Genomic DNA, 13,631 nt, shown 5'->3' on the forward strand with positions numbered 1-13,631 from the left:
CATGTTCTGGGGCTCAGCAACAAGGCGTTTCAGGATCAGATGACAGCGATGCCGCTGGTGGCCGAACATTGCGAGCTGCTGCTGGCGGTCGGTGGGATCTCAAGGCGCACGGCGCAGATCACCTCCTCTGGCACAACCCGGCATGAGGTCGGCCCGTGGCTGGCGGAGATGCGGGCCAAGGGCACACGGATCATCGAGCTCTCACCCGCGCGCGGCGAAGGAAATGGCGAATGGCTGCCGATCCGGCCGGGCACGGACACCGCCTGCCTGCTTGCGCTCGCCTATGAGATCCACGCCGCCGGCCTGGCGGACGAGAGCTTCCTGGCGCGCTATACCAGCGGCTGGGAGAGGTTCCGCGATTATCTGACCGGAGCTGCGGATGGCACGCCCAAATCCGCCGACTGGGCCGCGCCGATCTGTGATCTGGATGCAGAGGTGATCCGCGATCTGGCCCGGGATCTGGCAGGGTGCAAGAGCATGATCGCACTGGCCTGGGGCCTGCAACGCGCCGAACACGGCGAGCAGCCGATCTGGGCCGGGTTGGCGCTGGCGTCGATCATCGGACAGATTGGTCAGCCGGGCACGGGTTATGCATTCGGCTATGGGTCGACGACCCCGGTGGGGCGTGCGGCGCGGCTGGTTCCCTGGCCCTCGATGCCGCAGGGGCGCAACCCGGTGGCGGATTATATCCCGGTGGCGCGCATTGCGGATATGCTGCTGACCCCCGGCGCGCCTTACAAATACGACGGCGAGACGCGGCGCTATCCCGATATCAAGCTGATCTGGTGGACCGGCGGCAACCCCTTCCACCACCATCAGGAGCTGAACCGCCTCGAAGACGCCTGGACCCGTCCCGAAACGGTGATCGTGAACGATCACAGCTGGACCGCCACTGCGCGGCGCGCGGATATCGTTCTGCCCGCGACGGCACCGTTGGAGCGGGAAGATATCCTGATGAACCGACGCGATCCGACGCTGCTGTGGATGTCGCAATTCCACGCCCCCGTCGGCGAGGCGCTGGATGATTTCGAAATCTTTGCGCGTCTGTCGCAGAAAATGGGCTTTGGCGAGGCGTTCACCGAAGGGCGCGACACCGAGGGCTGGCTGGCCTGGCTCTGGGCGCGCTCGCAAGAGGTGGCAGAGGCGCATGGTTTTGCGCTGCCCGATTTCGAGAGCTTCCGCGCCAACGGCAGGTTTGATGTGCCAGATGCGGCAGAGGCGCGTATCGCGCTGGGGAATTTCGTGGCGGACCCGGAGGCCCACGCGCTTGCGACCGAAAGCGGGCGGATCACGCTGACGAATGAGACCATCGGCGCGATGAACCTGCCGAGCTGCCCGGCCCATCCCACCTGGATCGAGCCAAGCACCTGCCTGACGCGGGCCGAGGAGGGCGAGCTGCATCTGATCTCGGGTCAGCCCGATACGCGACTGCATTCCCAGAACGATCGGGGATCCGAGGCCCTGGCCGACAAGATCCACGGGCGCGAGGCGGCGAGCTTTCATCCCGACACGGCAGCGGCCCTCGGCCTGGCTGCGGGGGATATCGTGCGGCTCTATAATGCGCGGGGCGCGTGTCTCGCCGGGGTGCGGCTGAATGACGGGTTGCGGCGCGATTGCGTTTCTTTGCCGACCGGGGCCTGGTTCGATCCGCAGACCATCGCGGGCGAACGGCTGGAGGTGCACGGAAACCCCAACGCCCTGACCCGCGATGCGGGTTGTTCGGAGCTCTCGCAGGGCAATATCGCCCATTCCTGTCTGGTGCGGGCAGAAAAATGGACCGGCAGCTTGCCGGCCCTTTCGATCAACACGCCGCCGATCACCGCGCCCTGACCGGGCGCGGTACTGCCTGTGATCAGTCGCCGTCGGCGTTGCGCATATTGCGCTGCGCCACGGCGAGGGCGAGGGCGGAGACCAGGATGATCCCCGACAGCGCGTCCTTGGTGTTGAAGTTCAGCCCCATCAGGTTCAACCCGTTGGTGATCATGCCCAGGAACAGCACGCCCGCCAGGGTGCCCAGCACATTTGGCCGCCCGCGCGGGTGCAGGGCGGCGCCGATGAACACCGCGGCAATAGCGTCAAGCAGGTAGGAAAAGCCCGACAGCGGCGTGAACATGCGGATATTGGCCGCCGCGATCAGCCCTCCCACGGCGCAGGTGATCGAGGCAAAGACGAAACAGGCGATCAGGATGCGGTTCACCCGTATGCCTGCGACGATCGAGGCCGAGCGCTGCATGCCCATCGCGTGCACCCGACGTCCCCAGACGGAGCGTTCAAGCACGAGATAGTAGATCAGCACCAAAACCGCGGCGATGATGACTTCGGTCGGAATGCCATAGAGATCGCCCTGTGCGATATCGCGAAAGCCCTCCGGCATCTTACGATAGGAGATCGGCCCGCCGCCATTGGTAAAGATACGCTGCGCCGAGGAGCCGATGAAGAAGGTGCCAAGCGTCGCCAGAAACGGGCTGATCCGAAGACCCACCACAAGGGCCGCATTCAACAGACCCACCAGGGAGCCGCCGATCAGCCCCACGCAGGCGGCGGAAAACCAACCCATGCCGTAGGACTTCATCGCCACCACCGCAAAGGCTGCCCCGAAGTCGAGCGCGATCCCGACCGAGAGGTCGATCCCCCCGGTCGCCACGATCAGTGTCATGCCCATGGCCACGATGATCAGGATGGCCGAGCCTTCGACGATGTTCAGCAGGTTCTGCCCCTGCACAAAGACCGGGTTCCAGGCCGCGAAGAACAGGAAGAACAGCGCAAAAACAATCAGGAAGCCAAAGCGCATCAGGATGCTGCGCAGCGAAAGGCGGTTCTGTCTTACAACATTGTCCATTACTGCACCCGTTCGGAAATTGCGGAAAGCGCCACGACGATCACGATCAATGCGCCCTTGATGAGGTCGGTCCAGAAGACATTGACCCCGATGGTCTTGAGCCCGATGGAGATCGCCGCCACCAGCACCGCCCCCAGAATGGCGCCCCAGACCGTGACGATCCGGCGCGGCGAGAAGGCGGCGCCAAGGAAGGTCGCCAGCACCATCTCCAGCATCAGATTGTCCTGCGCGCCGGGGGAATAGCCGTTGGCTCTGGCCAGCATGAAGAACCCGGTGACAAAGCCCATGAAAGCCGCCAGCAGGTAGGTCTGCGCCACCAGTCGGTCAACGCGGATGCCCGAGATTTCGGCCGCGTCACGGCTGCCGCCAGCGGCTTGCAGGTTCAGCCCCCATTTGGAGCGATGCAGGAAATGATAGGCCAGCAGAGCCAGCACCGCGACGAGCAGGATGCCGAGGGGAATGCCAAACACGAAATCCTGCCGCAGGCTGGCGATGGATTCTGCGGCCAGGTTCAATCGTTTGCGGGCGGTGATCACATTGTTGATGCCCACCACGGCCACGAACATGGCAAGCGTGGCCAAGAGCGGCGCCATCCGCAGGCGCGTGATCAAGACGGCGTTCACGACGCCCACCAGCATACAGGCGATCAGCGAGGCGCCGGCCGCAATCAGCAGTGGCTGACCGGCGGTTGTCATCACCGACACAATCCCGGCGCAGAGCACGGCGGTGGCGGGGGTCGACAGGTCAATCCCACCCGAAACCACATCGTCGCCGCCCGCCATGACCACCGCGGACAGGCCGATCACGGACAGCACCACGGGCAGGCTCTGGGCCAACACCAGTTTCAGGTTCACCACCGTCATGAAATTTGGCGCGTTGAGCCCGACATAGAGCAGCAGCGCCAGGAAGATGATCAGCGGCAAGAATCCGACCAGCGTGGCGAGCCGATGTTTCTGGTGTCGCGCGCTAACTTGCATGTTCAGTCTCCGAAACACTCGTGGCGCCGGTGGTGACAGCCACCAGATGATCCACGTTCAGGTCTTGTTTTTCGATGATCGTGCGGACATCACCGCGCATCATCACCGCCACGCGGTCACAGGTGCCGACAAGCTCCACCGGGTCGGAGGAGGAGATCAGGATGATGGCTCCCTCGCTGGCGAGGTTCTCAATGAGCTGATAGATCTCGGCCTTGGCGCCGACATCGACCCCAACCGTGGGCTCGTCGAAAATGAAGACCTTGGCGCTCTTGGCGAGCCAGCGGGCCAGCACCACCTTCTGCTGGTTGCCGCCGGACAGAAACCGCGTCACCGCCTGCGCATTGCTGGGCCGAATGTCGAGATCCTTGATCAGCGCTTCGGTCACTTGCCGGGCCTTGCCACGGTCGATCAGGCCAAAGGTGGCGTTTTCGTCCAGCGTGGCCAGGGTTGCGTTCTCTGCCACCGTCATCGGCAGCACCAAACCGTCGTGACGCCGGTCGCGGGGGACAAGCACCATGCCGTTTGCCACCGCCTTTGCGGCGGTTTTTGTGTCCACGGTTGCACCGTCCAGCGTCAGCGTGCCTTGTGATTTGCGCAGCCCGTAGAGCGCGTCGATCAGCTCTTCGCGGCCTGAACCGATCAGCCCCGCAATGCCGAAAATCTCGCCGCGCCGGATATCAAGGTTGACGTCCGAAAAGGCCTGCCCATCATCAAAGTGCTCCAGGCGCAAGGCGACCTCGCCGGCGCTGCGGCTGCTGGTGGGAAAGAAGGCATCGAGATCGCGACCGATCATGGCCGACACGAGCGCGGGGCCGGTATCGGTGGTGATCTCGTCAAAGATGGCCACGTTCTTGCCCTGCCGAAACACGGTGACGCGGTCGCAGATATCAACGATTTCATTGAGATAATGAGAAACATAGAGGATGGCGATGCCGCGCGTCTTCAGCTTGGCGATCGCGGTCATGATCTTCAGCACTTCTTCGCTGGCGAGGGGCGCGGTGGGTTCGTCAAAGACAACCACCTTTGCGGCCCCATCGACCAGCGCGCGCGCCACCTGCACCAGTTTGCGCTCGGCGGGGCTCAGGTCGCGGATCAACCGGTTGCCGGGCAATTCCGATCCCAGCTCCTCGCGCAGGAAGGCCTCGGCGCGGCTGCGCATCTCTCTTTTGCAAAGACCGAAGGGGCCAGAGATTTCCTGCCCCATGAACACCGATTCCGCGACCGTGAAATACGGCACAAGATGCAGTTCCTGGTGGATGAACCGCACGCCTGCATCGCGGATTTTTTCGGGCGTGGCGGGGCTGATCGTGCTGCCGCCCACCTCGATACGGCCTTCGGCGGGTTGATAGACCCCGGCCAGGACCTTGATGATTGTGGATTTTCCCGCGCCGTTTTCGCCGACAAGTCCGTGAACTTCGCCGGGACGCACCATAAGGTCGGCCCCATCAAGTGCCCGCACCCCTGGAAATGTCTGAACGATCCCGCTCAGCTGGAACGCTGCTTCGGTCATGTCGCCTCGTCTGTTCAAGAAGATCTGCGGATAGGTGTCGCTTGCGGCAGCCAGGTCTCCCGGCTGCCGCAACATGCTGTAAACCGCAGCAGGGTTTTACTCGATCTCGCCGTAGCCCAGCTTGCTATAGGCAGCTTTGGCGCCGTCCTGGCCATAGACCGGAATCACGTCCACATAGGTCTGCGGCAGCAGGGTTTCACCGGCAAAGTAGCGGGCGACGTTCTCGGCCGCGGTTTGACCGATCAGACGCGGCTGTTGCGCCACGTTGGCGACAAAGGGGCTGTCATCTTCGGCCATGATTTCGAGTGTTTCCGGGCCACCGTCGAGCGCGGTCACCACGATATCGGTGCGACCTGCTTCTTCAAGCGCCTGGACGACGCCGATGGCCGGCTGGTCCCAGCAGCCCACGTGAATGGCGTCGATCGTGCCCTCGGGGTATTGGCTCAGCAGGTCGAGCGTCTGGCGGCGCGCATCTTCGGGCGCGTTGGCGAATTCTTCGGCCAGCTCGGGCTGGATGATCTCGATGTTCGGATAATCCTGCAACACGTATTTCCACAGGCCGGTGCGGATGCCGCAGATGCGCAGGGAGTTTTCAAAGGCGTTGAACACCGCAACCTTGCCCTCGCCGCCGATGGCGTCGGCCATGTAGCGACCGATGGTGGTGCCCATGTAATAGTTGTCGGAGGTGGTGTTGTTCACCGCATAGGGGCTGGGGTGATCGACGGCAAATACCGGAATGTTGGCGGCCTGAAGCGCCTCGAACTTCGGTTCCACCGAGCCATCGCCCAGGATTGAAATCACCGCATCCACGCCGCGGTTCATCAGCACGTCGTGGTTGTCGGCATGGACCTGATTGTCCCGACCGCCGTCAACCGGAACAACGGTGCCGCCCAGTTCCTCGACCATGCTGGTTGCGCCGTTAAAGGCTTCGCGATCCCAGAAATGCTGTGTGCCGACAACGGCGACACCGATGGTTTTTCCTTCCAGGCTCAGCGTGTTGTCTGCGAATGCGGGCGACAGGCCAAGCGCCAGGATTGTGCTTGTGGCTGCGAACAGAGTCTTCATGTTGGTTCCTCCCTTTTGATGCAAGTTTCCTCCCTGCACCAATGTGGGGGAAGAGAACAACCTTCTTTACAAATGTCAATAAACAATTCATTTGTAGAAGTCGGGAGGACGAGACGTGAACGAAATTAGGATTGGTCTGGACGTCGGAACGACGGCGATCAAGGCGGCGGCCTATAGGGCGGATGGCACCTGTGTCGCGCGGGCTGAGCGGGGAAACAAGGTCCTGCGCACGGGGCCTGGCCAGGCGGAACAGGACATGGAGCAGGTCTGGCAAGGCGCGCTGGCCTGCCTTGCGGATATTGCAAAAAGCTGTGCGGGCGATGTTGTTCAATCGCTGGGGGTCTGCGGCCAGGGGGATGGCTTGTGGGCGATGGATGCCCAGGGGCGTCCGGTCGGCAACGCGATGCTCTGGAGCGATACGCGGGCGGCCGCGGATCTGGACGGGCTGGTCGAGGCTGGCGCGACGGATGCGATCGGCATTGGCTCGGGCACCGCGCTGTGGCCCGGCACCTCTGCGATGTTGTGGCGGTGGTTGAACGCCCAGGGCGGTGATGCCGTGGCTCGAATCGCCACCGTTTTCACCTGCGCGGACTGGATCGGCTATCGGCTGACCGGCCAGGTGGCGACCGATATGTCCAACGGATCGATTCCCTTCATCGACCTGGATGCGCGCGCCTATAATGACGATCAGTTTTCCTCCGTTGGCTGCGAGGGGCTGAAAACCCGGCTTGCGACGCCTCGGCGCGCTTCTGAAACGCTGGGCGGGCTGACTGCGGAGGTCGCCCGTGGGGCGGGGCTTCCCGAGGGGTTGCCCGTCTCCGTCGGCACGCTCGATCTGGCTGCGATGATTGTGGGGATGGGGTTGGACCAACCGGGTCAGACCATGCTGATTATGGGCACCACGGCGGTGGTCAACATCCTGACCGATACCTCGGACCGCGTGCCGGTGCCGGTTGGCGCCTCGGCGCTGCATGCCACCAGCGACGCGATTATTCGAATCCTTGCCCCCTCTACCGGCGCGGCGGCCTTTGACTGGTTCACCCAGCTGCACCCCAAGAGCCTCGGCGGTGATACCCCCGCAGAGGTGGCGGCAAAGCTGAATGCGCTGGTCGAGACGGTGCCGGTCGGGGCCAATGGGGTGACCTTTCTGCCCTATCTCAACGGCGAACGCGCGCCCTTTGTTGCGGCGGATATCACCGCCGGATTCCATGGCATGCGCTCGGACACCACCAAGGCCGACCTGGGGCGCGCGGTGATGGAGGGCACGGCGATGAGTCTGCGCCATTGTTTCGAGAGCCATTCCGGCCTGCCCAGCGAACCGGTGCAACTGACCGGCGGCGGCTCACGGAACACGGTCTGGTGCCAGATCATCGCGGACATCATCGGCCAGGACGTGGTGGTGAGCGCGCAATCGGATCAGGGCCTTTGGGGGGCGGCCTGTCTTGGCGCCGCTGCCGCCGGTCTGGGCGCGGCGATCGAGCTGGCCTGCCGCGAAGAGGCCACCACCACCTATACCGCCGACCCGGCAAACCATGCCGCCTATTGCGACGTCTATCGACGCTACGAGACGATCTCGACCGCGATGCGGCGGCTTCAGAAAGAGCTAAATTCAGTCAAGGACCCGACGCCATGAGCAATATGATGAAAGCGGCGGTACAATACGCCATCGACGACATTCGCATCGAAGAACGCCCCATCCCGGAGATCGGCCCGGGCGAGCTCTTGCTCAAGACCCGCGCCTGTGGGCTTTGTGGTGGCGAGACGATGGCCTGGTACAAGACCGAACCGAAGGTGCTGGGCCACGAGCCCTGTGGCGAGGTGGTCGAGGTCGGCGCCGGGGTGACCGACTACAAGATCGGCGACCGTGTGTTTGTGAATCACCACGTGGGCCGGGTGGACAGCCACCTGTCCCGGCGCGGGCATTTCACCCGCGATCCGTTCTACAAGACCATGAAGCTCGATCCCGGCGGCGTTTGCGATTATTTCCGTGTGACCGCGCAGCATCTTGCGATGGATACCCACAAGCTGCCCGACAGTATTTCCGACGAGGCCGCCGTTACCATCGAGCCCTGGTCCTGCGTGCTGTCGGGTCTCAAGCGCTGCAACATCCAGCCGGGTGACACCGTGGCCGTGGTGGGCGCGGGGTTCATGGGGCAGGGCTTTGTGCATATGGCGCCGCTTTTTGGGGCGGGCAAAGTCGTGGCGCTGGATTTCTCCGACTGGCGGCTGGAGAAGGCGAAGTTCTTTGGCGCGACCCACACCATCAACCCCAAGCGCGAAGATGCGGTCGAGGCGATGCGCGCGCTCAACAACGGGCGGCTTGCGGATACCGTGATCGTCATCGCGCCGTTCCCATCTGCCTGGGATCAGGCGCTGGCGCTGACCGAGGTCGGCGGCTGTCTGCACCTGGGCGCGCCGATGCCGCCCGACACGGATTGGGTGCAGAGCGGCCACAAGGCCTATTTCGACCAGATCACCATCACCTCGCGCTATAGCTCGGACCATACGGACACCTACAGCTATATCCGGCTGCTGGAATCCGGTCGCATCAAGGCCGACGAGGCGATTTCGCACCGTTTCGACATCAACGACAGCGCCGAGGCGTTCCGTATGCTGGTCGAGGCCGAAAAATCGCTGAAGATCGTGGTCTACCCCCATGGCATCCCCGAAGACAAAAAGGAACAGACCCATGCTTGAGGCGCTGAAAGAACTCGTTTGCGAACAGAACCTTGAGCTGCCCGCCAATGGGCTGGTGGTGGGCTCTGGCGGCAATGTTTCTGGACGGGATCCAGAAACCGGGCTGGTGGTGATCAAACCCTCGGGCATCAAATTCGCCAAACTCACCCCCGAAACGATGGTGGTGGTCGATCTGGATGGCAATGTGATCGAGGGCAGCGCGAAGCCCTCGGTTGATACCGGCATCCACCTTTATATCTATCGCAACCGTGCGGATGTCTTTGGCATCGCGCATACTCATTCGCCCTATGCCAGCAGCTTTGCCGCGCGCGGCGAACGCATTCCGGCGGTGATGACCCCGATCACCCATATGCTGGGTCGCGACGTGCCGTGTTCGCGCTATGCGACGCCGGGCGAGGTCGATACCGGCGAGGCGATCATCGAGGCCGCCGAGGGTGGCTGGGCGGTTCTGGTCAAGGCGCATGGCGTGTTCACCATGGGGCGTGACGCCAAAGAGGCGACATCCAACGCGATGTATCTCGAAGAGGCGGCGATGACCACGCATCTGGCCATGTTGCGCGGCCCGGTTGACGAACTGCCGCAGGAAGAAATTGATAGGTGCTATCAGTGGTTCCGTAAAAACTATGGGCAATCGGGACGTAAAGCCATTAATGAGTGAGTGATGAACAAGAGCCAGAAGTTGTCCGCCGGTCGCAATGACAAGGATGCGGTGCTGTCCAATATTGCCTTGCTGTACTATGGCGAGGGTCTGACCCAGAACGAAATCGCCAAGCGCTACAAGCTGTCGCGGGCGACGATCGTCAACATGCTGCGCGAATGCCGCGAGCGTGGGGTTGTCGAGATCCGCGTGGATGGCCAGTTGCTGGCGGCCTCCAGCCTGGGGCGGGATCTGGCCGAGCGATACGGGCTTCAGGATGTCTATGTCGCGCTGGACCGGGGCGAAGGCGCGGAGGCGACGCCGCGCCGGGACCAGCTGGCGCAGGTGTCGCGTGTCGCGGCGATGGCGATCCTCGATATTGTTGAACCCGGGGATCAGATCGGTGTCGCCTGGGGCGAAACGATCGCCGCCGTCGCCAAGGCCATGCCGCGCAATCCGGTGCCCGACACCCAGGTCTGCCAGCTGATCGGTTCGCAGGAATCGGCGCGGGTTCCGGCCTCTGAAATCTGCGCCATCGAAGTGGCCAACAAGCTGGGCGCCCAATGCCACACGCTGCATGCCCCAGGGATCGTGTCCAGCGCCGGTCTGGCCAGCGCGCTGCGTTCAGAACCCACGATCCAGAGCCAGCTTGCGCGGCTGTCGGATCTGGATATGACCATCGCCTCGATCGGCCATGTGGGGGATGACACCCATATGGCTGCGGCGGATATTGCCTCGGTTCAGGAACTGGATCAGGCTCGGCATCAGGGCGCGACGGGGATCATTTGTTGCCGCTACATCGACGGAAACGGCGAGGAGATCCGCACCGCCCCCTATGATCGCGTGATCGCGGCCTCGGTCGCTGATATCAAGGCGGCACCCAAGAAATTGCTGGTGGTCTGTGGTCGGGATCGGCTGGCGGCGACCCGCGCGGCCATCAAGGGCGGGCTGGTCACTCATCTGGTGCTGGATCGCGAACTCGCCGAGGCGCTGATGGCGGAGTAGCGCCTAGTCCAGCCCGGCCTCCGGGCTGGAGACATCGGGCTGTGCGTCGGTATCCCCCGCCCATTGCGCCATGAGGTGGATCAGGATGATGATCATGGTGATCGGCACGATCACCGCGATCCAGGCCATGGCGATGCCCAGGGTATCGGCGGTCAGGCCGGATTGGCGCGCCAGATATCCTTTGGCAAAGCCGCCGCGCAGGCCAATGAAGGAAAACCAGATCACCGGCAGGATGAAGCTCAGCACCGCGGCCGAGCGGATCGCCTCCGATAACAGCCCCGCGAAAGACGGGCGCGGCGCAAAGACGCTCTGCATGAGGACGGCATCCGCGCGGCCTTTGAACGACAGCGTGGTGCCCAAAAGCCCGGTCCAGACCATCATGTAGCGCGCCACGTCCTCGGTCCAGATCGGCGGCGAGGAAAACACATAGCGAGCCACGACCTGGATCATCACGGTGGTGAACATGCCCGCCACCGCGAGCATTGCAACGCTGCGGGCGATACGGTGGAGACCGTTGCTGAGTGCGATGATCATATTGGTCACGGGCTGGCTCGTCTGATTGGAAAACGTGGAGGGAGGAGAGGGCGTCGGCTGCGGCGCCCCCGGGCGTTTAGCGGCTGGCCTCAGAGAGATCGGTCCAGACCTTGACGTCCTCGGCGGGCATCAGACCGGAGTCATAGACCTGACGCGACAGATCCCGGAAGGCGCCGCGTTCCTCGTCGCTCAGGCGCTGCACGGTTACGCCCGCGTCTTCCAGCGCGGTGAGCGAGCTGGCGGACACCTCGTCGAGCCAGGCTTGCGTTGCCGCATTGCCCTTGGTGACGGCCTCATTCACGGCGCTGCGCTCGTCGTCGGACAGCCCATCATACCACATCTTGGAGACGATCACGGCGCGGATCGGGATGATGGTGCGGGAATCCGCGAAGTTCTTGACGAAATCAGTCTGGCCAAAGGCGATCGGGACGAAGGGCGAGTTCAGATAGCCGTCGATCACGCCGGTTTGCAGCCCCGCCGGGACTTCGCCCCAGGGCACGATGGTGCCTGTGGTGCCCCAGGCCTTGTACATTGCGATCTGCGCGTCATCCAGCGCCCGCATCCGCAGGTCGGCCATGTCTTCGGGCGTGCGCACGGCGGCATCGGTGGTGATGATCCCCGAGGACGGCCCGAGCGGCACGATGGCCAGCAGCATGATGTCCTGACCGGCGATCGCGTCGTTCACCCGTTCAAAGATCTCGCCATCGGCCAGCGCGCGCTGCATATGCGCGGCATCGTCAAAGATATAAGGCAGGCGCAGACCGTAGATGAAGGGATCGACCTGGGCGATGGAGCGGACATCCGACAGCGATACTTCCAGCAGGCCGGTTGACAGCTGGTCCAGCTTCTCGGCCTCGTTGCCAACGGAATCCCGCGGCATCTCGCGCACGTCCATGCCGGCGTCGGTCAGGGTCTTGCCGAAGGCCTGCACCCAGTTGTAGGTGCCGGAAACCTTGGGGTCTGGCGCGGTATCCAGCGCGATTTTCACCTCGGCCGATGCGGCGGTTGCGGTCGCCATGAGCGCCGCCAGTGCGATGTGTTTCAGTTTCATTTCAGTCCTCCCAGAATGATGTCAATCGACGGAAAAGCCAGCAAGGCGCGGCAGCCGGAGGCAGAGTTCCGGCCAATAGGCAAGCGAGGCGAGCAGCAGCACCTGCGCGGCAACAAAGGGCAGTGCGGTGTAGGCCAGTCGCCAGTAGTTGAGATTGGTCAGCGCCGAGACAACCACCAGACATTTGCCAAGCGGCGGCGTGATCAGCCCGACACAGAGGTTGAAGCAGAGCACGATTCCGAGGTGGATCGGATTGATCCCCTGTTCCAGGGCCTGGGGCGCGAACAGCGGGATCAGCAGCGTCAGCGCTACCGGCGTATCCATGAACATGCCCGCAATGAGGAAGATCCCGACAAGGAAGAACAGGTATTTCGTGCCAGCAAGGCCAAAGCTGCCCACCCATTCCGCCAGGGCTTTGCTCCAGCCCAGCTGCCCGGCCAGGAAGCCGAGGATCGAAATCGCCGCGAGGATGATGAAGATCGTACCCGTGAGCCGCGCGGTTGCCTCCAGCGCGTCCAGGATCATGCTGCGGCTCAGCCCGGTGTAGAACTGTCCGGCGATCAGCGCAAAAAGGACGGCAACGGCAGAGCCTTCGGTCGGCGTGGCAAGCCCCAGGACAAGCGTGCCGAGGATCACCACCGGCAACAGCAGCGCAGGGGCGGCGCGCAGCAGGCTGGGCCAGAACTTTGGCAGGTCGGGCGAGGGGCCGCCGGGATGGTTGCGAACACGCGCAATCACCGCATTTAGCACCATCAGCGCCACAGCCAGCAGGATCCCGGGAATGACACCGGCGGCAAACAAGGCCGCGACAGAGGTCCCGGTCAGGCCGCCATAGATGATCATGATGATCGACGGCGGTATGATCGGGCCGATCATCGACGAGGCCGCGGTGATCGCACCGGCATAGTAGCGATCATAGCCGCGCGCCTCCATTTCGGGCACAAAGGTGCGCGACAGCGCGGCACTGTCGGCGATGGCCGAGCCCGAGATCCCGGCGAAGAAGACGCTGGTCAGGATGTTCACATGCCCCAGCCCGCCGCGCAGGCGTCCGACGATGGACAGGGCAAAGTCGATCAGGCTGCGCGTCACACCCGCCCGGGTCATGATTTCCGCCGTCAGGATGAACAGCGGCATCGCCATGAAGGCAAAGACATCAAGCTGCGCAAAGATCCGCTGCGGCATCACCGACAGGAACTGCGCCTTGCCCGCCAGGATGAAGGCAAAGACGGAGACCGCGCCCATGAGGTAGGCAAAGGCGGTGCCGCTGATCAGCAGCACCAGGAAAAGAAGGGGGAGAAACCACATAGTCAAGACCC

At 63.4% G+C, this 13,631-nt stretch carries 12 protein-coding genes; 5 read left to right on the forward strand and 7 right to left on the reverse strand.

Annotation, left to right across the window (positions count from 1 at the left end; genetic code table 11):
- On the forward strand, window positions 1-1,830 hold a 1,830-nt coding region (locus tag HCZ87_RS06970), incomplete at its 5' end, for a molybdopterin-dependent oxidoreductase (RefSeq protein ID WP_167643045.1).
- Between the two features lie 22 nt (window positions 1,831-1,852).
- On the opposite strand, the gene HCZ87_RS06975 is transcribed toward HCZ87_RS06970, so the two are convergent.
- From HCZ87_RS06975 to HCZ87_RS06990, 4 genes are all read right to left on the reverse strand, one after another.
- On the reverse strand, window positions 1,853-2,839 hold the full coding sequence (locus tag HCZ87_RS06975; protein WP_167643046.1) for an ABC transporter permease: 987 nt from the start codon (window positions 2,837-2,839) through the stop codon (window positions 1,853-1,855).
- On the reverse strand, window positions 2,839-3,816 hold the full coding sequence (locus HCZ87_RS06980; RefSeq protein ID WP_167643047.1) for an ABC transporter permease: 978 nt from the start codon (window positions 3,814-3,816) through the stop codon (window positions 2,839-2,841). Before HCZ87_RS06980 ends, HCZ87_RS06975 begins: the two co-directional genes overlap by 1 nt.
- Window positions 3,806-5,326, reverse strand: a complete 1,521-nt coding sequence (locus tag HCZ87_RS06985) for a sugar ABC transporter ATP-binding protein (RefSeq protein WP_167643048.1) — start codon at window positions 5,324-5,326, stop codon at window positions 3,806-3,808. Before HCZ87_RS06985 ends, HCZ87_RS06980 begins: the two co-directional genes overlap by 11 nt.
- A 96-nt stretch (window positions 5,327-5,422) precedes the next feature.
- Window positions 5,423-6,391 carry a sugar ABC transporter substrate-binding protein gene (locus tag HCZ87_RS06990; RefSeq protein ID WP_167643049.1) on the reverse strand — a complete coding sequence of 323 codons (969 nt, stop codon included), beginning with the start codon at window positions 6,389-6,391 and terminating at the stop codon, window positions 5,423-5,425.
- A 115-nt stretch (window positions 6,392-6,506) separates the two neighbouring features.
- Here HCZ87_RS06990 and HCZ87_RS06995 point away from each other — a divergent pair, with 115 nt between their 5' ends.
- The 4 genes from HCZ87_RS06995 to HCZ87_RS07010 are packed head-to-tail and all read left to right on the forward strand — an operon-like array spanning window position 6,507 to window position 10,730.
- Window positions 6,507-8,024: an FGGY family carbohydrate kinase gene (locus tag HCZ87_RS06995; RefSeq protein WP_167643050.1), complete on the forward strand. Its 1,518-nt coding sequence runs from the start codon at window positions 6,507-6,509 to the stop codon at window positions 8,022-8,024.
- The gene (locus tag HCZ87_RS07000) at window positions 8,021-9,088 is read left to right on the forward strand and encodes a zinc-binding dehydrogenase (RefSeq protein ID WP_167643051.1); all 1,068 of its coding nucleotides are present in this window, start codon (window positions 8,021-8,023) and stop codon (window positions 9,086-9,088) included. The genes HCZ87_RS06995 and HCZ87_RS07000 overlap by 4 nt, the downstream gene beginning before the upstream one ends.
- Complete coding sequence (locus tag HCZ87_RS07005) at window positions 9,081-9,746, forward strand: class II aldolase/adducin family protein (RefSeq protein ID WP_167643052.1); 666 nt, start codon at window positions 9,081-9,083, stop codon at window positions 9,744-9,746. The genes HCZ87_RS07000 and HCZ87_RS07005 overlap by 8 nt, the downstream gene beginning before the upstream one ends.
- 3 nt (window positions 9,747-9,749) lie before the next feature.
- A complete protein-coding gene (locus tag HCZ87_RS07010) occupies window positions 9,750-10,730 on the forward strand; it encodes a sugar-binding transcriptional regulator (RefSeq protein ID WP_167643053.1) in 981 nt (326 codons plus the stop codon).
- Between the two features lie 3 nt (window positions 10,731-10,733).
- Here HCZ87_RS07010 and HCZ87_RS07015 read toward each other — a convergent pair whose 3' ends face one another.
- The 3 genes from HCZ87_RS07015 to HCZ87_RS07025 form a co-directional block, all read right to left on the reverse strand.
- Entirely contained in the window at window positions 10,734-11,264 is a 531-nt protein-coding gene (locus HCZ87_RS07015) for a TRAP transporter small permease (RefSeq protein WP_175582177.1), read from the reverse strand.
- Between the two features lie 76 nt (window positions 11,265-11,340).
- Window positions 11,341-12,315, reverse strand: a complete 975-nt coding sequence (locus HCZ87_RS07020; RefSeq protein WP_167643055.1) for a TRAP transporter substrate-binding protein — start codon at window positions 12,313-12,315, stop codon at window positions 11,341-11,343.
- Window positions 12,316-12,336: 21 nt separating this feature from the next.
- Window positions 12,337-13,620 (reverse strand): TRAP transporter large permease, encoded by a 1,284-nt coding sequence (locus tag HCZ87_RS07025; protein ID WP_167643056.1) that lies wholly within the window; start codon window positions 13,618-13,620, stop codon window positions 12,337-12,339.
- Between the last annotated feature and the right edge of the window lie 11 nt (window positions 13,621-13,631).

Origin of the sequence: Phaeobacter sp. HF9A (assembly GCF_011806385.1) — a bacterium.
In the GTDB taxonomy this organism is placed as follows: Bacteria; Pseudomonadota; Alphaproteobacteria; order Rhodobacterales; family Rhodobacteraceae; genus Epibacterium.